The sequence below is a fragment of the uncultured Tateyamaria sp. genome, assembly GCF_947497045.1.
GTDB lineage: Bacteria > Pseudomonadota > Alphaproteobacteria > Rhodobacterales > Rhodobacteraceae > Tateyamaria.
The window spans coordinates 57,102-82,765 of sequence record NZ_CANMEU010000012.1; the positions used below are offsets into that span (position 1 = coordinate 57,102).

Below are 25,664 nucleotides of genomic sequence, written 5' to 3' on the forward strand. Positions count from 1 at the left end.
TCTGAGCGGAGGACCGCAGAGCGCCACGATCTCGTTGACCGGGCTTTGATGCGACTGCATGCTGCACCTGCACAATGGCCATGGGATTTGAGGATGCAAGATACTGATCGTCGCGTGCTGATCGTCGTGGAAAACCTGCCTGTGCCCTTGGATCGCAGGGTCTGGCTGGAAGCGACGAGTATGACGGCCACCGGATATCATGTCTCGGTGATCTGCCCGATGGGGCGGGGTTGGGACAAAGAATATGAGGTAATCGACGGCGTTCACATCTATCGCCATCCCGAACTGCCCGAGGCCCATTCCGGCGCGCGCGCCTACGCACTGGAATATTGGACAGCGATCAAGGCATGGTTTCGGCTCGCCAAAAAGGTCCGCGCCGAACAGGGGTTCGATATCATCCATGCGTGCAATCCGCCTGATCTGATCTTTCTTCTGGCGTGGCGCTATCGTCTGGCAGGTGTGCGGTTCCTGTTTGACCACCACGATGTCTGCCCCGAGCTGTTCAAAGCCAAATTTGGTCGCAAGGGACTGTTCCATCGCGCGTTGCTTCTCTGTGAGCGGCTGACCTTCGCCACCGCGACGGTATCCATGGCAACAAACGAAAGCTTTCGCAAAATCGCCATCAATCGCGGCCGGATGAAGCCGGATGACGTGTTTGTCGTCCGCTCGGCCCCCCGGATCGAAAAATTCCTTCCCGGTGCGGGCAATGCCGACTACCGCAAGGGCGCGCAGACCGTGTTGGGCTATGTCGGTGTCATCGGGCAACAAGAAGGCATGGACCTGCTGATCGCGGCCTTGGATCATCTGGTGAATACGATCAAGCGCGACAGCATCCACTTGGTCATTGTCGGCTTCGGCCCGCATGTGGACGTGGTCAAAAAGGATGTCGAAGATCGCAATCTGTCTTCGTTCGTGACCTTCACGGGAGCACTTTATGACGATGAACTGCTTGCCGCTTTGAATGTGATCGACATCGGCGTGGCCCCCGACCCTTGGAACGAGATGAACGATATCTCGACCATGAACAAGGTCATGGAGTACATGTGTCTGGGCAAACCCGTTGTCCAGTTTGACCTGACCGAGGGGCGCGCAAGTGCGGGCGATGCATCCCTTTATGCCAAGAACAACGACCCCGCCGAATTTGCGGCGTGCATCACCACGCTGATGGACGATCCCGCCCTTGGCAGAAAGCTGGGTGAAATTGGCCGGGCCCGTGTTCTGGATACGCTGTCATGGGAGCATTCGGTGCCACATCTGTTGAATGCAGTTGATCGGGCTTTCGAGAAATCAGGTCACAAACGAACACAACCCAAGACGGCTTCGGACGCACCTGCATCCGCGTCTCGCTAACCCGTGTCTGCCAACCAAAGTCACACCGAAAATACGGAGATGACACTGATATGCGACGCTCTGTAACGCAATATTCACTGGCAGCGATCTTCGCCTTGCTCGGTGCCGGTGCGCATGCGGACAGGGCACCTCAGGTTTCTGATCGTGGACTTCATGCGGGTCAGATTAACCAAAAGTTTGTGTCTTCAGCCTTACAAAAACCCCCTCTGGTCCCGATTCTGGGACCCGTTGATGGCAAGATGGGGAAGGTACAGATGGCAGGTTCCGCCGCGCAACAACAGATCGTCGTTTCAACGGCGCAGGACTTGATCAAGGCGCTGGATGCAGCCACGGGCGGCGAACAGATTGTACTGGCCCCGGGACACTACGGCAAGATCGAGTTAAGCCCTGCCAGCCTTCCGACATCAGGCGGGCAGTTTGACAAAGCAGTGCATGTTGCCTCGCTTGATCCGGGCAACATGGCTGTCATCGAAGGTCTGGACATTCGGGGACTGTCAAACCTCCATTTTGACAACCTGTCGTTTGCGCATATACCAGAAACTGGTGACGACAAAAATGATGCGATTGTGCAGGTGCGCGCCCATAAGGGCGTCGAATCCAGCGCTATTTCCATCTCGGGCTCCACCTTTGAAGGGCAGCCTGCTGCCACGGACATTGGCGGCGATCCGGCCAGCGTCACAGACGTCGCCACACGCGGAGGCCTCGTTCAAGGCAACTTTGGTGGCATCGCAGTGGCGGTTGGCGAGGCGTCCGACATCCTCCTTGATGGCAACGAGATCACTGGGTTTTACCGGGGCATCAGCCTTGAGGATGTCACCGGGGTCACGCTGTCCAAAAACCATATTCACGATCTGCGCTCAGACGGCATCGTCGTGGGCGAAGTGCGTAATCTGGTGATAGAGCAAAACGTGATCCGCGATCTTGACCCGTGGCGCCACGAGGATGCGCCGGGCCATGGCGATCACCCCGACCTCATCCAGTTTTGGACCACCAACTCCGACGCGGCAAGTACAGGTATTGTGATCCGTGACAACGTCCTGATCCAAAGCGATGCGGCGGGCGATACGTTCGCGCAAGGCATCTTCATGCGAAACCCCAAGGCGGAACAGGACCCGGGCAGTACCGACTTTTTTTACAGCGACGTCACAATCGAGGGGAATGTCATCTACAATTCGCACATCAACAGCCTCGTCGTTGGGGAAACTGTTGGATTGACCGTGGCCAACAACATTCTGATCCAGAACGTGGATGAAGAAATCAGGCATGTCACGACACCGATCATCGCGATTGCAGAACGCTCGCAGGATGTCAGCGTCACAGGAAACATCATGCCCGGCCTCGCGTTGACCTACTCCACCATCTCCAACATGGCGACGCTTCAAGAAGGGCGCGACAGCGGGTGGACGGTATCGACAAATGCATTCACCTCATTGGAGGGGGCTGGGCCAGACCTATCCGCCGTGGCCGACGGCGGAACGCGGATCAACTACGCCGCGCTGGACGACCAACTCGAAACGCTCAAGGCCGAGACATTGGCACGCGATACACCCCCTTCAGATGATGGCAACCAAGAAGACATTCCCGTCGAAACCGGCATCTTGGTCACAGATATTCTGGACTCAATGGGCGCGCTGATCGGTCGGGAATGGCGTGACCTTGACGACGTGAAACCTTGGGAAAGCAAAGTCGAAGACATTGATGCCGCAACCGGCAAGACAACGGCATCCCAGACGATTTGGGACAACGGGCTGCGCGACGATCGGTTTTTTGACAACGAGGGCGCCATGGCCTCCCACATCATCACCGACGACAGCGAAGGGGCTGCGTGGACGTCCAATGCACGTCTCTACGACCCGGACGGCACCTTGCGCCAGTCCGAATTCATCATGGCTGATGGGGAGCGCCGAACAAACAGCTACACTGAAAACGGTGACCTCTACAGCGCCAAATGGGTCGATGAACACGACTCGGAACGATATTCCACCAAGACCACCACCTACGAAAGTGACGGATCATTCACCGTCACCAAGCTGCTGGACAGCGGTCTTGAAACGATCCGCATATATGATGTGAACGGGGCGAACCGATCCAAAGTGTTGATCGACCACAATGATGAGTTTGACTGGACAGCCCGTGGGCTGGGCTATGACCCGAGCGGCAAGGAAATCTTTGAAACCACGCTGGATGATGAGGGATCTTTGGAGCAGCACTTGTTCAACGGCCCGTCCAACGCCCCTTCTGTCATATTGTATGATGACGATGCGCTTGAGCGCTACATACCGTGGGCCATCAACCTTGATCCCATCTAGGGACCTGCCGATATCACATTGAAACACGGCACCCCCTGACACGACCGGGCCACTGCCAGACCCGCTGACCGCCCGCATTTGGTCGCGAGGGTACGACCCACAGGCACCCCGGTGGCCTCAGATGGTTCCCGGCGCAAAAGCCTGCGGAAAAACAACGCACCCCAGCACCGATTTCATCTGCAAAACCGCCTGTTCTTTGTGCAGGTCCGCTCCATTCCATGCGCCAAATGAGCGGAATTCCGTTCGTCTGCACCCTTCCTCCAGCTTTGTGCAAGCCCTCGAAGATGTCGTGTTACATCTCGCCAATATAAGCGGTTGGGCAAGGACGGTTTCATTCTGGCTATGTCAAACAAACAATATGATTCGAATGTTCTGCGGCGTGTCGCATCGGCTGACATGTGTGCGGGATGCGGTGGGTGTGCGGCGGTTGCCCCGGCGCAAATCGATATGGAGATGTCGGGCAAAGGCTGGCTGCGCCCGGTGCAACATGCCCCGATTTCGGCAGACGCCGAGGCGCGCATAGCAGAGTTTTGTCCTGGCCACCGAATGACGCTTGATGCAAAGGCGCGGCCAGATCATCGGCTTTGGGGGCCCGTCATAAGGGCACGAACCGGCTACGCATCAGACCCAAATCTGCGCCACCAAGGGTCCTCCGGCGGTGTGATCTCGGCAATCGCCACCTATCTTCTGGCCTCTCGCGAGGCGGACATCGTCCTTCAGAACCACGCATCGGCAGACAACCCGGTTGGAAATGAGCCGATGCGAAGCCTGTCAGAGGCGGATGTGTTCGGCGCGGCGGGCTCCCGGTATTACCCGTCAGCACCGCTGGCAGGTCTCAATGACGCACTGGATACGCGAAAAAAAATCGCGTTTGTCGGCAAACCCTGTGATGTCGCCGCGCTGCGGGGCATGGCAAAAAATGACCCGCGCATTAACGAATATGTCGTCATTGCGATCTCGTTCTTTTGCGCAGGTGTGCCCAGCCATGCGGGGGCAATGGAATTGCTGGACACAATGGGCACATCACCAGACGAAATCGCAGCCTTTCGCTATCGCGGAGACGGCTGGCCCGGCTACGCCACCGCCCAACTCAAGGATGGCACCAAACGATCCAAAAGCTACAGCGAAAGCTGGGGCAGCGTGTTGTCACGCCATATCCAGAAACGCTGCAAATTGTGCCCGGACGGCACAGGCGGCTTTGCCGATCTGGTCTGCGCGGATGCGTGGGAAACCGACGCAGACGGGTATCCCCTGTTTGAAGAACGCGAAGGCATCAGCCTGATCCTGTCGCGCACCCCACCCGGCGAAGCACTGATCAGGCGCGCAGTCCAAGCGCAGGCCATCAACGTCGCTGATTTTGACGCGGAACAGATCGCACCGATGCAGCCCGGTCAGGTGCGCAAGCGTCAATTCCTGTTGTCGCGGCTTTTGGCCATGCGGGTGCTGTTTCGAAAAACACCGTATTTTCGGGGGTTTCACCTTGCTGCGAATGCAAGGCGGGCCGGATGGAAAGCGAATCTCCGCCAGTTTGCAGGGATGAGCTTTCGCGAACTCACAAGACGGTAGATATCTCGGGCGCGGCGCAGCCCCATGGACAAGGGGTCCGGGTCTCAAAGGAGAACGCAAGTGAAAGACGTCGGCATTATCGATACGGGGCTCACCATCAGCTTCTTTCAAGTGCTGCGCACGATCCGCCGCTGGTTCCTGCCCTTGTTCGGGGTCGCCACTGTCATGTCGGCAATCGTGTATCAAATACTCGCGCCCCTACCCCCACTGTTCACGGCAACGACCGTGCTTTGGTTTGATGAGCGTGAAAGCAGCCTGCTTGCCTCTGATTCAGCCTGGGCATCGCTGTCGGACCCCAACACGGTATCTTACGTCAACGAAGTCGCGCCCATCGTGAAAGAAGCCGAAATCATGGGTTCTCTCCCGATCTATCAGCGGGTCATCAACGAGCTTGCACTGGAACAGCAACCCGCAGTGCTGAATTCAGGCAAGCGTCTGTTGCGCAGCACGATCAAGGGGCGGTTGGCGTCAATCCTTCCCTTTTCGTCCCCCGACGATCCGGATGAAAGCGCCGTGCAAACAGGCACGCCTGAGGCAACGGATGATGCGGACAATACCGGTTACCTGCTTGAGTTGGCCAAGATGCTCGGGGCGATCATCACGGTCCAGACCAACGAACTGACCTCGGTTATTTCGGTCGAGGTGTCATCACCCAACCCCATGTTCGCCGCCGCCATCGCAAACGCCGTGCCGCAGGCTTACGTCGACGAGCACAATGAACGCATCACATTTGCCAGCCGCTCGGTTGTGAAACTTCTGTCTCAACGGGTCGCGCAAATCCGCAAACGGTTGGAGGCTGAAACCCCGGAAGAGATATCGGGCAGCCTCGCGTTGCACCAACTCACCCGCGAAGCCGAAGTGGAGCTGTTTCAATCCCTGCTCAATCGGCTGAACGAGGTGCAACAGCTTCAGGATATCCAATCCTCACCCGTCCAGGTGCTTACACCGGCGGTGGTCCCATCTGAACCCGCAGGCGCAAGCGCATTTGACTATGCGGTCCTCACCTTCATCGGGTTGATGTTGTCTGGCATGGCCGTGATCGCGGGCGTTGAACTCGCCAGCAATCGTATCCGCTTTCCCAAGCAGATCGAGAATATGAACCTCCAGATCCTCGCCGCCGCGCCCAGCCTTGATGCGCGGGGATGGATGCCTGAATGGATCAGCAGGAGGCTCGGCAAGATCGCCAAACCGCCTGCCCCCGATGTGGCCCTGTTCAATCAGGCGATACGGCGGCTTATGACCGTGACCCGACCCAAACGGCAGGATCAATCCGTCTCTCTTTTGCTGACTTCTGCCTCTGATGGCGAAGGCACATCAACCATTGCCTATGCCCTTGCACTGTCTGCCAGCCGCAGTGGTCTGAAGACCATTCTAATCGAAGCCGATATGCGGCCCGGCGTGGAACACGAAGGCGGGCCACGCGGTCTGGTGTCGTTGTTGCGCGGGCAATGCGAAATTGACGATGTTCTTGTCGAAAGCAAAGAAGATACGGGCGTATCACTTTGGATTTTGCCCGCCAGCGAGACCGTCGATTATTCGGCTGAACTGCTGGCCTCGCAGCCCATGCACAACCTCATGCACGAACTGCCAACCGTCTTTGACGTGGTCATCATCGATTCCGCCCCCGTCTTGTACAGCGCCGATGCCGAGGTTTTGGCAACCCTCACGGACGGTGTCATACTGGTTGCAGGCTTTGGAACCCGCCAAAAGCGGCTCGAGTCCGCGGTCGAGCTTTTGGACAGGGATTGCGACAATTTGCTGGGGGCGTTCGTGAACAATGCGCCGCCACAGTTCTTCAGCGACCTTTATGGCAAGGCCGATAGCGGATCAGGCTGGCTGCGCCGCAAGCCAAGAACGCGGTCCCGTAGCATACATGACGCGGTGTCCACCCAATTGGCACAAACAGGGAATGTGACGTCGATTGAACGCCATACCCAGGCCAAGGGACGACCGGGTGTCAGTTGAAACGCTGAAGGCAAGACGGTCCGGCACCACCCTGCACCGCAGGACGCCGACCAAGCTGACGAAGCACGCGCTGCCGGTGTTTCTGGCGATCTATCTGATCGCGATCTTTGTGCCCTTCCAGCTGAGCATCGGGCCGGTCGTCTTGTCAGCAAGCCGGGCCATCCTATTGTTTCTGCTCCCGTTTCTGATGCGGCTGTTGCTGGTTGGCAGCGCGGGCAAGATCATCCTCTCCGATATCCTGTTTGCGCTATATTGCGTCTGGATCGTACTCAGCATGACCGAAAATCACGGGTTCATCGCGTCGATTGAATATATCGGGATCGCAACGATCGAAACGATGGGCGCGTACCTGTTGGGCCGTTGCCTGATCCGGGATGCAGATACGTTCGAACGCATGGTCCGCTTCATGTTCGGGGTCATATTGGTTCTGATCCCATTCAGCCTGTTCGAGACGATCACCGGGCACAACCTGCTGCTTCAGATTTCAAACACGATCATCCCTTCCCAACCCGAGGTTCCGCCCCTGCGTCGCATGGGGCTTGAACGGGTGCAGGCCACCTTGGATCACCCAATCCACTTCGGCATCATCATCGGTGCCATGGTCAGCCTGACCTATGCGGTGATCGGACATGGCCGGTCCCTCCTGTTTCGCCTCAGCGTGACTGCCATGGTCTTTCTCACCGGGTTCTTATCCCTGTCCTCTGGGGCGTTGGCCATGATGTCTGCTCAGGTTATGCTGCTGGCCTATGACGGTCTGTTCAAACGGCTGGCCGAACGATGGCAGGTCTTTCTGTGGTTCGTCATTGCGGTGGCCCTGTTTGAATACCTGACCGGGACAATCCTGCAATTCGTCATTCAGGACTTTGCCTACAACCCCCAAACCGCGTTCAACCGGACCCGTATTCTAGGCTACGGCATCCAGAACATACAAAGCAGCCCCTTGTACGGGATCGGCCTGAACGAATGGACGAACCTGCCGGGCATGTCCGACAGCGTCGATATGTTCTGGCTGTTGATGACGATGACACATGGGATACCCGCAGGTGCGCTGGTGTTTTTGGGGTTCATCTGGTTGCCGTTGACGCTGGTGCCGCTGCGCATGCCCACCGCACGGATTCGAACCTACAAAACGGGCTGGCTGATCAGCATGTGTGGTATCTTTGTGGCGCTCTGGGGCGTGCATGTCTGGCGCGAAGCCTATGTGTTCCTGATGTTTTTGCTGGGAAGTGGGTCGTGGATGCTGCAAGCGGCCACCCCTTCCTACAACCTATACCCCACCAATCAGCCGCGGCGCGTTTACCGTCGGATGCCCGAGAAGATCTCGGCTGTTGAGCGCACCCAACACGCAGCGTCAGAACGAGACATCCCGCGATGAACAACCAAAACCTGCAAATGACCACGGAACGCTTGCCCGATTTCATCATCATCGGTGCGATGCGTGCGGGCACAACGTCATTGCACAACTACTTTGAACTTCATCCCCAGGTCGCCGTAACGACCGAGAAAGAGCCCGATTTCTTTATCGAGTCCAAGTATGGGAACGGGCTTGATTGGTACAAATCCCGGTTTCAGGGCGAAGCCGAATTTCTCGGCGAGGCCAGCCCGAACTACAGCAAGGTCGATGTGTTTCCCGGTGTCCCAAAACGGATTCACGACCTGCTGCCAGATGTCAAAATCATCTATGTTGTGCGCGACCCGGTTGAGCGGTTTGTATCCCAGTACAAACACATGCTGGCACGCGGTTTCGACCTGCCCGACCCTGCCAACATGTGCGCAACACCGGGGGACTTACCGGATATTGGTGTGCGCCTCGGGCTGGATCGGCCCTATCATCATATTCTGAGCGTGAGCAGCTATGCCCGCCAGTTGCGGGCCTATCTGGAACACTTCGCAATGGATCAAATCCTCGTCGTGGAATTTGAGGCGCTCTATTCAAAACCTGTCAGCGAGCTGGATAGAATTCAGGATTTTCTGGGCCTCAAACGGCTTGGCCCCGCAGCGCTGCCCAGCCTCAATCGCAGCGCCGAATTGGGGCGCGTGCCGCTGCCGGTTTTACGATCCGCGCGCGACACCCGCATGGGCAAATGGATGCGCGATAAAATGACCCTGCGCACACGGGACCGGATGAAAAAGCTGATCGCTTTGCCCTTTCCAAGCCGGGAACACATTTTCGAAGAGAGCCACCTTGCCCGCGTGCGCCGCGACCTCGGTGCCGACACCGCTGCATTCAGAGAGATGACGGATATGCCATTCGACAGCTGGTCGATTTAACGCAGAACGAAGGAGCAGACGTGATGGCAAATCGACAGCACAACGCCGCACCAAAGTTGGCGGACCGTGACAGCGGTGAGCACACGCTTCGCGTTTGGAACGGTAATGTGCCCGGCGCCCCCAAGCCTGACATCACCATCATCATCGTCAGCTACAACACCAAGGACCTGACCCTTAAGTGCATCGAGACTTTGCTGACATGCGGCGGCGACGTGCTTGCAGAGGTGATCGTGTATGACAATGCCTCAAGGGACGGCTCGCCCGACGCCATTGCGCAGACATTTCCACAGGTGCAACTGATCGCGTCGTCTGAAAACGCAGGCTTTGCAATGGCGAACAACATCGTCGCCGCTGAGGCCAACGCCCCTTATCTGCTGCTGCTCAACCCCGATACAGAAACCTACGAAGATGCGATTGCGAACCTTTTGGCCTTCGCCATGGCCAACCCCGGTGGGGGCGTCTACGGCGGGCGCACCTATTTCCCCAATGGGGATTTGAACCCGTTTTCCTGCTGCAACGAGATCACGATGCGCAGCATGGCGTGCCGGGTTCTGGGGTTGGACAAAATGTTTCCGGCCAGTGAATTTTGCAACTCCGAACAAATCGGCGGATGGGAACGCGACACGGTGCGCCATGTGGACATCGTCATTGGCTGCTTCTTTCTGATCTCCAAGACGCTTTGGGATAAATTGGACGGGTTCGACACCAAGTATTTCATGTACGGCGAAGAGGCCGACCTGTGCCATCGTGCGCGCAAGATGGGCTATCGGCCAATGATCACGCCCGATGCGCGGATCATGCACCTCGTTGGGGCATCGACCGGCGTGCGGGCTGACAAGATCCAACTGGTCGCCTGTGCCCGCGTCACTCTGATCCGTCAATACTGGCCCGCGTGGAAAGTGCCCATCGGGGTCTCGTTGGTGCGGGCCTGGGTCGCAAGCCGATTTGCGATCAGTTGGGTCATGGTCGGGATTGGCCGCGACGGGTCCTCCCAACTGCTGGACACGTGGCGGATGGTTTGGCGAGAACGGAAAACGTGGCTTAGAGGTTACTAAAAAAGGGAGTACGGCGCGCCCGACTTGGGGGTTTAATTGCCGTTTAGGTGCTGATTTGGCTAGAAAAAATACTTTGTCAATTCGACGGCGGTTCTGGCGTCTTTTGCTGACCGTGTTCGATCCGCGCGCGTATCTGCACATGTTGAAGATACTGAACTTCTACAACTACTCTCACGTGACACCGCTGAGAAAGGTCAAACAGGGGCGCAGTATCAGCATCAGCCCGAACGTCTGGTTTGCCGAACCCGAACGGATCGAGATTGGTGACAATGCGCATCTTGGGGGCCGCTGCATGATCTGGGCGGGGCCGACCGTCGCCAAAATCGTGATCGGGGCGGATGCGCTGTTCGGACCAGAGGTGATGATCACCGCCGCAAGCTATCGCTACAATGATGGTCCCTGCGTGACGAAACAGAATATGAACGAAGCAGATGTGATCATCGGCCGGGATGTCTGGCTGGCGACCCGCGTTGTCGTTCTGCCCGGAACGACGATCGGGGATGGGTGTATCGTGGCTGCCGGTGCTGTCCTGTCCGGCACATATCCGGCCATGTCCATCATCGCAGGCGCACCGGCCAAAGTCGTTTCGACCCGCCGTATCGGCGACACGGATCACCCCGGACCACACCAGCCGCAATGACCGACCCGTCGCCCACAATACCAGCAGCAGCCGTGATCATTCCGCATTACGATGATGTGGTGCGCCTTGATCGCTGCCTTGCGGCACTGACCGAAGCCCCCCTGCCCGCCCCCACCGAAATCGTGGTGGTCGACAACGGCTCGACCCAGGATCTGGGCAAGACGCGCGCGGCGCATCCCGACATCACCTTCCTGACCGAGCCGCAAAAAGGGGCCGCCGCCGCCCGCAACGCGGGGGTGGTGCATACAACCGCACCCCGGATCTTTTTCCTTGATTGCGACTGTGTGCCATCCACCGACTGGATCAAGACCGCCTACGATCTGATCGAGGGGCAGGATATCGTGGGTGGGGCGGTGGATGTGTTTGACGAAACAGCGCCCCCGCGCAACGGAGCGCAGGTGTTTGAAACCGTCTTCGCCTTCAATCAAGAGCGATATATCGCCGAGATGAATTTTTCAGTAACGGCCAATCTGCTGACGTGGCGTAGAATATGGGATGACGTTGGGCCATTGATACCCGGCCTGTCCGAAGATCGCGACTGGTGCAACCGCGCCGTCGCCAGAGGGTATCGCCTGACATATGAACCGCGCCTGTGCGTCGCTCACCCCACCCGGAACGACTGGACTGCACTGCGCAAGAAATGGCTGCGGCTGACAGAGGAGAGCTACGCACTGACGGCACAACAGTCTTTCCGCCGCTCGGTCTGGGCACTCCGTGCGGTGCTGGTGCTGATGTCGTCACTGGCCCATGCGCCAAAAATTCTGACCTCACCCAAATTGGGATCGACCAGCGAGCGGCTGCGCGGGTTGGGCATGCTGTTTCGGCTGCGCACAGCGCGCACGGTCTGGATGATGCGGCAGGTCTTTCAACACTGATTTTGCGCAGCAACGGAGGAGGATTGAACATGCACAGACACAAACGCCTGCCATCCTGCGTGCCCGCATATATGTCTGAACCACGCAGTCGCGGGCAGGTCCCGCCGATAAAGGCGGACGCGGCATATGATCCGTAACAGCGCCTTCATCTTTGGTGGCAATATGGTGTCATCATTGTTCTTGTTGGCCCGCAACGTGTTCCTGGCCCGACTGCTTACGGTTGAAAATTACGGGATCGCGATGACCTTTGCGATTGTCGTGGCAGCAATGGAGCTGGCGACAAACATGGCGTCAGACCGGATGCTCATCCAGGCCAAGGATGGGGACGACGCAAAACTTCAAGACACCATGCACGGGTTCGAAATCATCCGCGGCGCCGTGCTCGCCTTCTTGTTGTTCCTGTGCGCAGCCCCATTGGCCAAATTCTTTCAGGCCCCCCAAGCGGTGAACGCCTTTCAGGTGTTGGCACTGGTCCCCATGCTGCGGGGCTTCCGGCATCTCGACATGTTTCGGGTGCAGCGCAAAAAGGACTTCAAGTCCTTCGTTCTGGTCCCACTGATCTCGCAAGGCGGGGCAATGCTTGCGATCTTTCCACTGGCCATGATCTTTCCCGACTACCGCGCCATGGTCGCGTCGATCATGCTGCAACACGGCCTGTTTGTGCTGTTGTCGCATTACCTGGCCCAACGCCGATATGGGCTCGGTCTGGATATAGCGACCGCGCGGCGGGTCATGGCTTTTGGTCTGCCGTTGATGACCAACGGGCTGTTGATGTTTATGATCCTGAATGGGGATCGGTTGATCATCGCAAACCAGTTCGGGCCGATCGAGTTGGGTTGGTTCAGCGCCGCATTCACAATTGCACTGACACCGACCCTGATCGTTGGCAAGACGATCCAGACCGTGTTCCTGCCCACCCTGTCGCGCCGGTTTCAGCAACAGCGCGGCCTTGAATTGGGTGCGATTGCGGCTGTTCAGGCGGGCATTGCGGCAGGCGTTGGCTTTGCGGTGATCCTTGCGACCATCGGCCCGTTTCTGTTTCGCGCCCTGTTTGGCGCGGCATTTGATCAGGCCCTGCCGCTCTTGGTGTTGTTGGGGCTGATGCAGGGCCTGCGGATCGCCAAGGCCGGGCCGGTGACCATATCCATAGCAACCGCACATACCTCGGACCCACTCTATGCCAATCTCGTCCGCATCAGCGCAATCCCGGTGGGGTTGATCATCGTTCTGATGGGTGGCAGCGCGACACATCTCGTGATCGTGGCCATATTAGGTGAAATCGCATCGCTCATCATGTCGCTGTCCTTGGTCAATAAACGGATCGGGCTGGCATGGCGGACCTGGATACCCCTGCTGGCCTTCACATCTGTCATCGGAGGCATGATCGTCCTGACCGCACGCAGTGTGGACCCCTCATTCGGGTCTATCTTCGAAACGGAACGCATGGTCTTGCTGGTGATCTTTGGCACCGGCTTCTTTTTGATCGGGGAGCTTTGGGGAATGGCGATGAAAAAGGTCGCCGTACGGGATGACGCGGTGCAGTGACGCGGCTAGACGCGCACCTCATTTGACCATGTTTCAAGGGCCTGTGCGGCCTCCACCGTCATCTCGGACAGAAACAGATCAGGCCTGCGCATCAGGATATCGGGGGAATGTCGCCACCATGCCGCCGCTTCGATATGGGTTTGGATCGGGCCAGAAAACCGCAATCTGAGCATTTTGGCCGGAACCCCGCCAACCACTTCGAAGGGTTGCACATCCTTTGTCACAACCGCTCCGGCAGCGATGACAGCCCCGTTTCCGACAGATCGACATCCCGACAGGATCGTGGCACCGTCGCCAATCCAGACGTCATGGCCGATGCTGATCGGATTTTCGCGATCCGTTTCAATTGTATCGCGGTACAAGGCCCCCAACGCGGCATTGTAAAAGAACGGATGTTGGGTGGCGCGCTCAATCGGGTGGTTGCGGCGCCGCACCGTGATCCCCGTCCCAAATGAACAATATGCGCCAACGCGCGACCCCGGCGGCAATGCCCCCGGCTTCAGCAAGCCACCATAGGAATATAGTCCTACCTCAACGTCCATGGTCCGGGCCAGATGGTCCCGATAAGAGAGTGAGAACATCTCTCCCCCCTCCAGCCGCAGGACAAATTTAAGCACCCGTGACCGGAGCCAGCGAACCCGCGCCAGCCGCAGCACCACATGCGCCAGCGGACTGCGACCGCGGCGACCAGCCGCCTTCATCAAGGCCTCCGCGTTCAGTTTTACAGCACTCAGCGGGTCGGCGGTGTCGACCATACGTCTCTCCATATTCGATCCGGTCTGTAGCGGCCCCTGATCAGAATGCCCAATGATTTGGCCAAAGCCTGCACTGGCAGGCCAAAGACCGCCAAGTGCGGCGATGATCGGTTTCCCCGCTACGATCTTTCGGTATGAAGAACGCGCAGACCCAAGGTGATAAGACGCAAAAAGAGCGGAAGTACGCAACATGAACGCAGGTCGAGAGATCACAATCGGGCTGTTGGGCCACACGACAACATCCTCAAATCTGGGCATCGGGGCGCTCACCATCGCAGACATGCGGATCATCAAAGAGGCGGCCAGCGCGCTTGGGCACAGCGTACATTTCGAGATTGCGGCATGGCGTGAGCCAAATGATCCCTACATCACCGGGGACAACGTGACCTATCACCAACTCAGCCGAAAATTTCTGACCTCCCCAGGCGGAATGTGGGCGATGGCACGGCGGTGCAGCCTGATGGTGGATATCTGCGGCGGTGACAGTTTCACCGACCTTTATGGAACCAAGCGATTCCTCTATCAGATAGCAGCGCAACGGATCACCCTTGCGGCCGGCACGCCGCTTGGCTTTGCGCCCCAGACCATCGGGCCGTTTCAACGCACCTGGGTCCAAAAGGCGGCTGTGGGGGTCATGCGCAAGTCCGCCTTCGTGTTTGCACGCGATCAATTGTCGACCGCCTATGCAGCAGAAATATCCGGCAAAAACCTCAACCTGAAGGAAGCAACTGACGTCGCCTTCCTGTTGCCCTACGACCAGCCTACCCCGATCAAGGATGGCAAGGTACATGTCGGGATCAACGTATCGGGCCTGCTGTTTTCGGGGGGCTATACCGGCAAGAACGAATTTGGCCTCAAGTTGGATTACGCCGCGCTGATCCGGGATCTCGTATCATATTTCAATGGCCTGGACGAATGCACCGTGCATCTGATCAGTCACGTGATCCGGCCCGACAATTCCATGGCAAAGGAAGATGACCACGCAGCCGCCCTGCAACTCGCCCGCGAATTCGAAGGGGTGATTGCCGAGCCGCCTGCGCATGACCCCGGCATGGCCAAAAGCCAGATCGCGGCGATGGATTTCTTCTTTGGGGCACGCATGCACGCCTGCATCGCTGCGTTTTCCAGTGGGGTGCCGGTCATTCCAATGGCGTATAGTCGCAAGTTTATCGGCCTGTTTGGCACCCTTGGATACTATCATGTCGCAGATTGCCGACAGATGGACGCCATGCAGGCGCACAAGATGATCGTTGATGGATACCACAACCGGGCCACGCTAAAGCAGGCGGTGGGCATCGCTCTGAAAGATGTGGACCAACGGCTTGAAACCTATCGGGATTGCCTGACAACGGCGCTGCGCAATCCTCGGTAGGACGCCACATGCAGCGTGTTCCGGGCGCACCGCCGTCTACGCCAGCCAACCGCCAGGACAGACACTCATACATGCACCTACGGACCCGAATCGAACCCTCCGGAGCGGATTTTTCCACGCAAATGCAAGCTCTCAGACACGGTCCGCGTGTTTATTGCGCAGTTTTTCGTAATTTCAGCAAGGTTCGGCCAGAAATCGCTTTCGCGCGACGCTTGCATGAAATCTTTTTGCACGTGCAGCACGGTTTTGTCACAAACTGAACGTACCGATTAAGACGACAAGACGATGCGTCAGACCACCTGCACCTCTCTGTGATGTGTGTCCTGCGCCTCACATTCGCCGACGCTGGATATGGTCAGACTGCCAAGGAAGAATTCTATGTTTTTTGACAATATGATACCTTCGACACGTTCACAGTTTGCCTCAGGCCGCCGCGCCAACACATTCTACCGCCGATATGGCAAGCGGACACTGGATATTGCAGTTGTACTGGCCAGCCTTCCCATATTCTTGCCAATCATCGCGATCGTTGCGGGCCTCGTTGCGCTGGATGGTGGCAAGCCATTTTACCTCCAGGACCGTATCGGGCGGCGGGGTCGTGTCTTTAAGCTGCTGAAAATCCGCACGATGGTCCCCAATGCTGACGAACGCCTTGAACAACACCTCAGCGCCGATCCCGCCGCCCGTGCGGAATGGGACGCCACGCAAAAGCTCAAGAACGATCCCCGCATCATTCCCATCGGGCGGTTTTTGCGCCGGAGTTCGCTGGATGAGCTGCCACAGCTTTTGAACGTGCTTATGGGACACATGAGCGTGGTAGGACCGCGTCCGATGATGTGCTGCCAACGCACGCTTTACCCCGGCACAGACTACTATCTGTTGTTCCCCGGAATCACCGGAAATTGGCAGATTTCGGACCGCCACGAAACCAAATTTGCGACACGCGCCCGCTATGATTCCGAATACATGTCGACGCAGTCCCTGGGGACCGATCTGGGCATAATGATGCAGACCGTCCGCGTTGTTCTGCGTGGCACAGGCGTCTGACAACGCCCCTATCCCGCGTCACACCCCAATGCAGCGGCGAGGGTCGGGATGATGATATGCGCTTCTTGATCAGGGCTCGGATGCAGCCCATCAGCAGGTCTGCCAATCTCACGTGGTGCCATGCGCCATCTGGAATACAGGTCCACCAGGCCAATCTGGTGATCCACGGCCAGCGCCTGATATTGCTGGTAATGGGCGTTCAGAAAAGGTCGCACAACGCCGCGCAGCCCAAAGGCGGGGTTCATTGTCATCAGCGCAATACGCGCCTCGGGCAAGGCAGCACCAAGACCGCTCAGGATCGTGTCATGTTGGGTTCGCGCCCGGCTCAGCGGGACGCCATCAAGGATATCAGCGTCATTGATGGCAAATTCCAGCAGAACCACGTCCGGCTGCGCAGCAATCACATCAGACACAAGCGACTGCCCCCAGGCCGACCCTGCACCGGGTGCTGCGATACGCGTCACCTGAACGGGGGCATCGCGGCACGTGCTTAACACTGTTTGCAAATTATCAGGCCACGGGCTGCGCGCCGTCAGGCTGGTGCCGAACGCGACGATATGCACCGGCCCGGACGGCAGGGGTACGATGGCCACATCATTGATCTGGGACGGTTGCGGGCGCAGGAATACGACCAGCGTTGCGACCACCGCACAGGCACCAGCCGCCACGCCCCAGACACGAGATCTGAACCGGGGCATCATCCATCTTCTGCCATGGCAAGCCTGCTTTCGGTCTCGTCCGCATCCACGAACCGGCCATAGGCCACAACGTCGATGTTTTCGCGCAAGACCCGCGCCGGATTACCTGCAACCAGGCTACGGGCCGGTACGGATTTGGTAACCACAGACCCCGCCCCAATCACACAATTGTCTCCAATCTCGATGCCCGGCAGGATCATGCAGCGCCCCCCCAAAAAGCAGTTTTGCCCAATCCGTGTATGCACATACAGGCCTCGGGTGCGGTCATGGGTCAGAATGCGCGCCTCAAACGCGATGTAGGAATGCGCGCCGATATGCACCCCTTTGGGAAAGGTCCGGTCGAACTTGGCAGAGAGTGAAAACTGCGCCGTGGGATGAATATCGTGCCCCCAGATCCGGGTCAGATAGTGCCATCTGAGCCGCACAAGCGCCTTGCGCACCGCATTCAGCCGATTAAGCCCGGTCGGCCGCTTCTTTTGCAAATCACTCACCGGCTGTCCTTCTGGTCATCACCTCGACCCGCATCGAGATACCGTCAATGCAAACGCCTATCCATGACAGAAGTGCGCCCACCCTGCACGTTGGTCACAAGAACGCCGGATCTGGACCTTTTCGGCAGTAATTGGCCGAGGCTGGCAGGAATTGAGCCGTTGAGCGCACCAAGATCGTCAGCAACCCGGTGCAAGCCGGGCGGCACGCCATGCAGCCCAATCAGCATGGCGTCAAAATCAATATACGCGGTGAAGGACAGCACGTGCGCCACGTCGTGCATCGTGAAAATCAGATCATCAGGATCAGGCGAAGAATGGTATTTACCAATATCCAGCCAATCATCGTCGGGGGAAAGTGGCCATATGCGCCTTGATCAGGGGCGGCACTCGTCAAACGACACGAAACACCTCGCCCCGGCTGGCATCGCGGACCAGATCGACGCGAGCCCCGTTCCAATGGTAATCCAGATGCCGCCCTTGCACGGGATGACTTGCAAGATCGGGATAAAACAGACCCGCGCACGTGCCCTCGCCGCGCACACTTGGGTACACGACCCCATCACCTTTATCCTGACGCACCTGCGCGGCAAAGCCTTGTGCCGCGCTGTAATCATCCGGGTCAAGCAGGTCGGCCGGGGCAGCGCCGCGCAGATCAACCAACCGCGCATCCACACCCAAGACCAGCTCGCGAAACTGCGACGTCCAGCCGGGGGCCTGCGCGGTTTGCGCCATGAACCGCGCGTGGTGAAAAATCGTCTCGTGCACCGCTGTGTCAAAGTCGCTGGCAACATACAGCACACCCAACCGCCCGTCCGAAAACCGACTGGGGCGATCCGGGCTGGTGTGGGTGAACGGGGCCATCAGGTAACTCGCCCCCGGACCACTGACGCGGCGCGCCGGGGGCACAAGGTCGAGATTGCCAATCGTGTCCATCACCCGGGGGTTCGTCTTTTGCTCGGCTGAAATCAGCAGCGGCCAGTCTTCGGGGTCTGCAATATCTTCGAACAGATCAATGGGGGGAAAGCTGCTGCGGACAATCCGCACGCCTGCATCCCACACCACATGGGTCGCAGGGAACGTCACCAAGCCCCACGCTCCGCATCAAGATAACGGCGCACACGCATCAGATCGGTCAACTCGCCGCCCAGCATCACATGCAGCGCAGGTTGGCCAAAGGCCGCATTGGGGGCCTTGACCCAGGCATAGACGCGGGCCGTATCAACAAAGATCAGGCGCAGCGCCTTGTGAATGCCGATGATGTTGGACAGGCGGGCCTTAGTGTCACGATCCAGCCGCCCCGGCTGCCCCGCTTTCCACCGCCGATATGTGCGCACCGGCAAATCGAGCAAAGTCGCCGCCTCTTCATCCGTAATCTGCCATTTCGCAAACAGATTGACGACAGCACGCAGCATAGCCCCCGCTTCTGCATCCGTAATCGGATCAGCGGTAAAAGCCTGCGCTTTGGTTTCGAGAGGTTGCAACGACATCACTATCTCTTTTTGGCATCTATTTGCAATATAGATGCCATTTGGCAATTTGCAAACCGCAAATTTTACGGCCCACGCAAATGCCCATTGCAATACAGCGTGGCTTTCGTACTTTTACGCTATTCTTCCAATCCATTTGAAAAGAGACCGGATCGATGAAAACCTGGGCCGAATTGAGTGACGCACAGCAAACATTCATCACGCGCTACCTCAAGAAAAGCGTCAAAGATCTGTTCCGCAAACGCGAGAAATCAGCGACGAACAAGGCCATCATCGGGGCGTACGGGAACTACCTCGACCTCAAGACCATGTTTGACGCCAGCGCCGCACAGGTGCCCGACGACTACCCGCAGCGCGCGCCCATCATGGCACTGGCAGACACCGCCGATACAGCGCACAACAACGGGAAATTCGATCAGGCTGCGGCCATCATCGCCCGCGCAATTCCACAGATGGAACAGTTGCGGCGCGAACTGACAGATGCCGCAGATACAGCGCGCAGCGCCGTCGCAGCCGTTGGCGAAGACGGGTTTGCCCAGTCCGACAAGGACAAGATCGAAACCGCCCGCCGCGTCATCCTGCAACATCTGGCCGACCCCCTGCCGACGCAAGCGGCGATGACGGCAGCAAATGCCGCCAAGCCAGATTATGACCGCGCGGTACGCGCCGCGACTGAGGCGATGGCGGATGTACCGGCAGCAGCCTCCGCACTCGCGCAGGCCAAAACACTGGCCACCGCGATGCTGAACGCAGCCGCCGGCCTTGACACCACCCCTTATGCCACAACGCCCCAGGCGGCGGCCTTGACCGCAGCCGTTCAGACCGCCCAGGTGTTGCAGCGCGAAATCGCCTCTGTTCCCATGGATGATGCCACAGCGATGCGCGCTCTGACCACCAAACTGGACGATTTCCATACCGCTGATGAGGCGACACAACTGGTCGCTGCCGCGCTGCTGGCCCTGACGAATGCGGTGACCCGACAATTCGAACAGATCCGCACCAGTCTGGAAACCGGGCGCGATGCTGACCTTTCGCGGTTCAGCGGCGAGGCTGAATTCGCGCAGATGACCACGCTCCAGACCCAAATCAAAGACGACCTCGCCTTTATCAACACGCAGCTTGCATCGCGCGATGCGGACGACCTCAATGCCCTGACCACCCGCATAGACGAGGCCGCCAAGCGGGCCGTTGATCTCGATACGCTTCAACGCACGGTGGGCGTGCGCATGGCAAAGGCTGATCTGGCCAGCAAAGGGGCCAAAGAGGCACATCAGGACGGCATCCTGCGCCTGATGGACACCAATAAAGTGGCCGCTGACAAAGTCGTCGCCAGCCTTGAACGCAACGCCGCCCTGTTGGGCGGACAGCCCGCCACGCCGGACTTCGTGCGCACCAAAAAGGGCGAAGTGGAGACATTGCAGGGCGAATACGAGACCGCCAACGCAGCCAACACCGCCGCGAGCGTCGAATACAACCGATTGGACGGTCTGGAACAGGCCCGCATTCAGGAACTCCGCCAACTTGTGGCGCAACTCAACGCGATGCAGGGCCCGATCCCGACCAATCTGATGGACGACTACAACGACCTGCGCACCGACGTTCAACAACTGACAACGCAGAAGGCCACCGCCCTGACGGACCATCAGGCCAAATACGCCGCCTTGACGACCAAGAAAGCCGAGCTTGATCAGGCCAAGACGGTTTTGGCCGCCGCCACGACGCAGCGCACCATGCTGGATGCCATCACCTTTGGCCCTCTGTCTCCGGTTGCGGGTCGTCCGATCCCGGATGATATGGTGGCGGATGTCGTGGATCTGTTTGACACCAACCCCGCCCTTGCCACGCAAACCTGCCGCCTCGCCGCCACCGCCAAAGATCCGAAAAAGCTGGCCGAAACAGCCGTGTATCTGGCGGGCCAATGCGAAACCGGGTTCGAATGGCAGCCCCCAGATGGACCAGGCGGGGTCACCCCGCCCGTCAAAAGCATGAACACCGGGGCTGCCAATGACTACGCCGAAAAACTGCTGAACCGGGTGGCCTATTTCGGCCCGGACTTTGCCGATCAGGCCCAGGACGCGATTGCGCGCGGCATCCCGTTTGAACAGAACACCATATTGCGCGCCGCCGGATCCGTGACGCCCAAAAAGACCGCAGGCCTGCGCGCCACCGAGGCGGCGGGTGCGATGATGGAAAAGACCGTCAACACCGACGGCGACACTGTGGTGAAACTCGCGCTGGACGGTGACGCGTTCAAGGACGTGCTTGACCGGCAAAAGTTCTCTGCTGATGGCCAGTTCCAACCCTCCGCGATGATGAATGCCGAGATGGACAAGCTCGCCGCATTCTTTGGCGATCCCACGGATGGGGCGACCCGGCGGGCCGAGGCCGAAGCGATCCTGAATTCCGTGACCGCCGTCCCCGCTTCCCCCGCCGCGCGGGATTTGATGCACAAGTCGATGGGCATCCCGCTGACCGATTTCGACGATCCGGCCAAGGCGGACGAAATCAAGGAAAAGATCCAACAAAGCATCCTGAAGTCGATGGTCACCCCCGTGGCACAAGCCGATGTGGGGTCCTGCTTTGCCACCGCACCGCTGCGAAAAATGCGGGACGACGACCCGCTTGCCGTGATGGAGATGTACCGCGACATCGCCACCACCGGCACCTTCAAGCCCAAACAGGGCCGTCCCCTTCCCGCAGTGATCAATATCCCGCCGGGTGACGATCCGTTGACGCGCAGTCTGGAATATTCGGTGGCCGCCGCCAGCGCCCGCCTTGCCTCCAGCCGGGAACGGACCCAAATCAACGCCGCCGTCTTTGGCACCCGCGACCCGACTGCGCCGTCGCTGATGAACGTGGGCAGCGTGCTGGACAGCGCGGACTGGACCAAGCTGCAACCCCAACTTCTGCTCGCGGTCGCAAGCGGGTTTTCATTCACCTATGACCCGCTGGCCAATGCGTCCGGCACCTCCAATGACGGCTCTTCGAGCAAGGGCTTCATGCGGATGGTCGAGGCGGACACCCAAAAGCCGATCCTCTCCCAGGCGGAATTCCTCGCCTTCATCAAACGCAAATCAACCGAGGCCGTCACCGCCGCAGGGTTGCCGGACACAGACCGCGACAAGGTGCTCGACTACATTGACGATCCGGCCTTTATCGCAAGCGTCGACCGGCTGGCCGGGCCCAGCAAACCCTGGGACATGAGCTTTGGCGGGTTCGGTGACGAGGCGGGCGATGCGCTGTTCGGGCACGGCGGCACCAAACGCAGCACCGATCTGGTCAGCAAAGACAGCTCGGACACGCCGGGCGACCGGGCGATCAAAGTGCTCAAGAGCCTTGGCGGGCTCAGTGATCAGGGCATGACGATGGTGGCCACCAGCGGGATGCACTCGTTCAACGCATTGCCGCCCGATGGTGCCTACAAGGCGCTGCTGACGGGGGATGTAAATGCCAACGTCCAGTCCATGCTGGTCGAACCGGGGCGCAAGATCGCCACCACCAAGCTGCCCAAGGACAGGGCCGTCTACCTCTATGACAAACAGATGGAGGCGACGCTGAACCAGGTCAGCACCGATGCGGAACGCAATCTGGTGCGGGCGGCCTTTGGCAACCGACCCACGACGGACATGACCCCCGCTGAACTGGAAAGCCATATCAGCACCCAACTGGATGCGGTCAAAACCGCGCGCGCGGACGCCGCAGCACAGGCCTGGGCCAGCGTGCAAACCACCGCACCTTCGGCCACAGACCTCAACGCCAAGAAGCTGGCCGAGAAAACCGCCCAGGACGAACGCTTCACCAAACTTGCCACACAAACGCTCACTCAGGAACTGGGGGTGCCCGAATTTGTGGTTGCGGACCCCAACTGGGGCAGTGAAGGGGACCATAACCTGTTTGTCATCGCGCCTGACCCCCTGACGGGCGAACCCAAACTGTGGCAAAAGTCGGTAATGACCGGGGGGCTGTGGCCTCTGGGCGATGACTGGCTGAAAGCAAACTGGCGGGTCGAAGACTGATGCCAACACCTGAACTCGAAAGGTAGCCAAACGTGGACCTTCCCCCGATCGACCTGATGATTGACACGACCGGCGCGCCCATGGTGCGGGTCGATACCGCACAGGAATATACCGATATCGCGGCCCTCTTTGGGGACGTACCGGCGTTGCAGCAGCCCGATAACGCCGAAACCGCGGCCAAGGCGGTGAACCACCTCGCCGAGGGGTTCAGCTTTGGGGTGATCCTTGACCCGCAAGCGTTCAGCACCGCATATTTCGAACGCTATGACGCCGAGGAAAACGCCGAATGGCAGCAAGGGCAAAGCCGGCTGCGGGACTTCGGCAAACCGGACCTGTCGCACCTGACCCCGCCGCAGGTCAGCGACAGAACCCTGGTGTTCTTTGCAGATGACAAGTATCTGGGGCTGGCCTACCGGGTGACGATGCCGTTTGACACGACCATCCCCGACTACCAGCCCGTACCGATGGGCAACTAGGTCACGCAGCCTTTGCCAGCACCGCATCCACTTCGGCCAAGGCCGTTGTGGCCGTGCCGGTGACACTTACATTGGCAAAGCCGTTATTGGCGTCCACATCCTGAAAGAACGGGGTTTGCAACTCGGACTGATACTCGGCCAGAACCTTGCGGGCATCGCCCTTGAGGGTCTCGCGACGAGCTCCATCCGGCTCGACCACCAGCGCCTCCAGCGCGGCCTCAAGCCGATCATCCAGCGACTCCAGATATGAAAACAACGCCTTGGTGTCGTTGGCCATGCCTGCAAATTCCTCGCCCTGACACACGGCCAGAATGGCATTCTGCAGCTTCATCATCTCGGACTGCAACTGGGTGCGGGCCTTGGACCAGCCAAGGCGGGCGCGCACGAAGGGCACCACATCTGCCGGAATATCTTTTTCGGCATCGGTCTGTTCCGCCGCTTCGCCCTCGGCGATCAACTTCTCAAGACCGGGCACAACCTTCATCCCGTCCGCAAACGCACCCGCGTCACCCTTTTCGGTAAAGAACGCCCAAGCCGCGCGCATCTTGCTGACGTCACCCATGTTGCGCTCAAGCAGGCTCATCACAGCAGGTTCCAGACGGGCACGGGCCGCATTCCAGGCCTGACCGTCTTCGCTTGCATTGGGATCAGCGGCCAGTTCGGGTGCCGGCTCCGGGCTGGCAGCCTCTTCGGACGAGGCCGGGGCCTCTTTGGTCTGCGCGGCAGAGACTTTGGTGATCGCTTCACCCAAAGCCTTGGCCGTTGCCGCCGCCTTGGCAAAATCGCCACCCTCGATCTGGCTCAGCAATGCGGCATGCGCGGTTCCCAGACGGGTCTTGCCGTCGCCGTCCTGCAATCCCTCGATCCGCTTGCCAAGATTGGCCGCAGCGGTCTGCAATTTCATCGCCATCGGATCGGCAGACGGCGGAGGGGGCGGCGGCGGTGCCGCCGTCTCTGCACCGTCGCCAAGTTTGGCAATGGCCTGTTCCAGCTTACCTATTGTGGCGTCGGCGGTGTCCAAATCCCCGCCCTTCAACGCAACGACAGCCGATTTGTACCCTTTGGCGAGCGGTGCCTGCGCCGCACTTGGCGCGCCCTTGATCGCATCCTGCAATGCCATAGCGCGGGTTTTCAGCGCGTTGGCGCGTTCTGCATCATCATCACCGGACTCCACAGGCGCGGCATCTTCGACAACATCCTCGTCATCCGCGTCCATTTCAGGATCGGCGGGCAGATCCTCTACATCCTCTTCCAGAACATTGCCGTCCGCATCCAGAACGATCACGTTCATCGGGCATTTTTCAAGCTTGAGGTATTTCTTGAGCTTCTTGGCCATCTGCGGCAGTTCGCGGGTGCAAGTCAGCGACATGACCCGCCCCGAGCTTTCCACCGTGCCAAAGCCAAGCTTGGTGCCTTCGCTCTCGGCGCGTGCCTCACGGCCAATCACCTCGGGCTTTTTCTTGCGGTCGATATAGAACACATCATCCTGCGGGGATCCGGCAGGGCAGTAGGCAAAGGACATGGCGCGCTTCTTTGACAGCTTCACCATCTTTTTCAGTTCAGTCCCCCGAAGTGACGCGTCACCCATATCCATCATTCCCTTGTTGTGATCGGCCCCGTTTGCCAAGGCTCGGATGTAATCAATTGTCCCCGCACGGGGATAAACCGCAATATCTCTCGGCAGTCAGCCTACAGCATTCCATCCGCCTGACAAATCCAAAGGCGGTTCGATTTTGATTTATCCTG

The 25,664-nt window shown here is 58.9% G+C and carries 21 protein-coding genes; 14 read left to right on the forward strand and 7 right to left on the reverse strand.

Annotated elements, in window-relative coordinates; all coding sequences use genetic code 11:
* The first annotated feature begins 93 nt into the window (after positions 1–93).
* From Q0859_RS18440 to Q0859_RS18485, 10 genes are all read left to right on the forward strand, one after another.
* Positions 94–1,350, forward strand: a complete 1,257-nt coding sequence (locus tag Q0859_RS18440; RefSeq protein WP_299153964.1) for a glycosyltransferase family 4 protein — start codon at positions 94–96, stop codon at positions 1,348–1,350.
* 254 nt (positions 1,351–1,604) lie between these two features.
* On the forward strand, positions 1,605–3,659 hold the full coding sequence (locus Q0859_RS18445) for a right-handed parallel beta-helix repeat-containing protein (RefSeq protein WP_299153967.1): 2,055 nt from the start codon (positions 1,605–1,607) through the stop codon (positions 3,657–3,659).
* A gap of 342 nt (positions 3,660–4,001) precedes the next feature.
* Positions 4,002–5,225, forward strand: a complete 1,224-nt coding sequence (locus tag Q0859_RS18450; protein ID WP_299153970.1) for a Coenzyme F420 hydrogenase/dehydrogenase, beta subunit C-terminal domain — start codon at positions 4,002–4,004, stop codon at positions 5,223–5,225.
* Positions 5,226–5,285: 60 nt separating this feature from the next.
* Positions 5,286–7,190: a hypothetical protein gene (locus Q0859_RS18455; protein ID WP_299153973.1), complete on the forward strand. Its 1,905-nt coding sequence runs from the start codon at positions 5,286–5,288 to the stop codon at positions 7,188–7,190.
* Entirely contained in the window at positions 7,180–8,565 is a 1,386-nt protein-coding gene (locus tag Q0859_RS18460) for a hypothetical protein (RefSeq protein WP_299153976.1), read from the forward strand. The genes Q0859_RS18455 and Q0859_RS18460 overlap by 11 nt, the downstream gene beginning before the upstream one ends.
* Complete coding sequence (locus Q0859_RS18465) at positions 8,562–9,461, forward strand: sulfotransferase (protein WP_299153978.1); 900 nt, start codon at positions 8,562–8,564, stop codon at positions 9,459–9,461. Before Q0859_RS18460 ends, Q0859_RS18465 begins: the two co-directional genes overlap by 4 nt.
* A 23-nt stretch (positions 9,462–9,484) precedes the next feature.
* A complete protein-coding gene (locus Q0859_RS18470; protein ID WP_299153980.1) occupies positions 9,485–10,516 on the forward strand; it encodes a glycosyltransferase family 2 protein in 1,032 nt (343 codons plus the stop codon).
* A 139-nt stretch (positions 10,517–10,655) separates the two neighbouring features.
* Entirely contained in the window at positions 10,656–11,156 is a 501-nt protein-coding gene (locus tag Q0859_RS18475; RefSeq protein WP_299153983.1) for an acyltransferase, read from the forward strand.
* A gap of 32 nt (positions 11,157–11,188) precedes the next feature.
* Positions 11,189–12,031: a glycosyltransferase family 2 protein gene (locus tag Q0859_RS18480; protein ID WP_299153986.1), complete on the forward strand. Its 843-nt coding sequence runs from the start codon at positions 11,189–11,191 to the stop codon at positions 12,029–12,031.
* Positions 12,032–12,157: 126 nt separating this feature from the next.
* On the forward strand, positions 12,158–13,576 hold the full coding sequence (locus Q0859_RS18485; RefSeq protein ID WP_299153988.1) for an oligosaccharide flippase family protein: 1,419 nt from the start codon (positions 12,158–12,160) through the stop codon (positions 13,574–13,576).
* Between the two features lie 5 nt (positions 13,577–13,581).
* Here the strand turns inward: Q0859_RS18485 and Q0859_RS18490 are convergent, their stop codons facing one another.
* The gene (locus Q0859_RS18490) at positions 13,582–14,331 is read right to left on the reverse strand and encodes a CatB-related O-acetyltransferase (protein WP_299153990.1); all 750 of its coding nucleotides are present in this window, start codon (positions 14,329–14,331) and stop codon (positions 13,582–13,584) included.
* A 190-nt stretch (positions 14,332–14,521) separates the two neighbouring features.
* On the opposite strand from Q0859_RS18490, the gene Q0859_RS18495 reads away from it, so the two are divergent.
* Both Q0859_RS18495 and Q0859_RS18500 read left to right on the forward strand, forming a co-directional pair.
* Complete coding sequence (locus Q0859_RS18495; RefSeq protein ID WP_299153992.1) at positions 14,522–15,703, forward strand: polysaccharide pyruvyl transferase family protein; 1,182 nt, start codon at positions 14,522–14,524, stop codon at positions 15,701–15,703.
* A gap of 378 nt (positions 15,704–16,081) precedes the next feature.
* Positions 16,082–16,750, forward strand: a complete 669-nt coding sequence (locus tag Q0859_RS18500) for a sugar transferase (protein WP_299153993.1) — start codon at positions 16,082–16,084, stop codon at positions 16,748–16,750.
* A gap of 8 nt (positions 16,751–16,758) precedes the next feature.
* On the opposite strand, the gene Q0859_RS18505 is transcribed toward Q0859_RS18500, so the two are convergent.
* The 5 genes from Q0859_RS18505 to Q0859_RS18525 form a co-directional block, all read right to left on the reverse strand.
* Complete coding sequence (locus Q0859_RS18505; protein WP_299153996.1) at positions 16,759–17,448, reverse strand: SGNH/GDSL hydrolase family protein; 690 nt, start codon at positions 17,446–17,448, stop codon at positions 16,759–16,761.
* Positions 17,448–17,939: an acyltransferase gene (locus Q0859_RS18510; protein WP_299153999.1), complete on the reverse strand. Its 492-nt coding sequence runs from the start codon at positions 17,937–17,939 to the stop codon at positions 17,448–17,450. Before Q0859_RS18510 ends, Q0859_RS18505 begins: the two co-directional genes overlap by 1 nt.
* A gap of 44 nt (positions 17,940–17,983) precedes the next feature.
* Entirely contained in the window at positions 17,984–18,211 is a 228-nt protein-coding gene (locus tag Q0859_RS18515; RefSeq protein WP_299154001.1) for a hypothetical protein, read from the reverse strand.
* Between the two features lie 118 nt (positions 18,212–18,329).
* The gene (locus Q0859_RS18520; RefSeq protein ID WP_299154003.1) at positions 18,330–19,025 is read right to left on the reverse strand and encodes an RES family NAD+ phosphorylase; all 696 of its coding nucleotides are present in this window, start codon (positions 19,023–19,025) and stop codon (positions 18,330–18,332) included.
* Complete coding sequence (locus Q0859_RS18525; protein ID WP_299154005.1) at positions 19,019–19,429, reverse strand: MbcA/ParS/Xre antitoxin family protein; 411 nt, start codon at positions 19,427–19,429, stop codon at positions 19,019–19,021. The genes Q0859_RS18520 and Q0859_RS18525 overlap by 7 nt, the downstream gene beginning before the upstream one ends.
* 152 nt (positions 19,430–19,581) lie before the next feature.
* Here Q0859_RS18525 and Q0859_RS18530 point away from each other — a divergent pair, with 152 nt between their 5' ends.
* On the forward strand, positions 19,582–23,442 hold the full coding sequence (locus Q0859_RS18530; RefSeq protein WP_299154008.1) for a hypothetical protein: 3,861 nt from the start codon (positions 19,582–19,584) through the stop codon (positions 23,440–23,442).
* Positions 23,443–23,474: 32 nt separating this feature from the next.
* Positions 23,475–23,918 (forward strand): hypothetical protein, encoded by a 444-nt coding sequence (locus tag Q0859_RS18535; protein WP_299154010.1) that lies wholly within the window; start codon positions 23,475–23,477, stop codon positions 23,916–23,918.
* A 1-nt stretch (position 23,919) separates the two neighbouring features.
* Here Q0859_RS18535 and Q0859_RS18540 read toward each other — a convergent pair whose 3' ends face one another.
* Positions 23,920–25,506 carry a hypothetical protein gene (locus tag Q0859_RS18540; RefSeq protein WP_299154013.1) on the reverse strand — a complete coding sequence of 529 codons (1,587 nt, stop codon included), beginning with the start codon at positions 25,504–25,506 and terminating at the stop codon, positions 23,920–23,922.
* Positions 25,507–25,664: the final 158 nt, after the last annotated feature.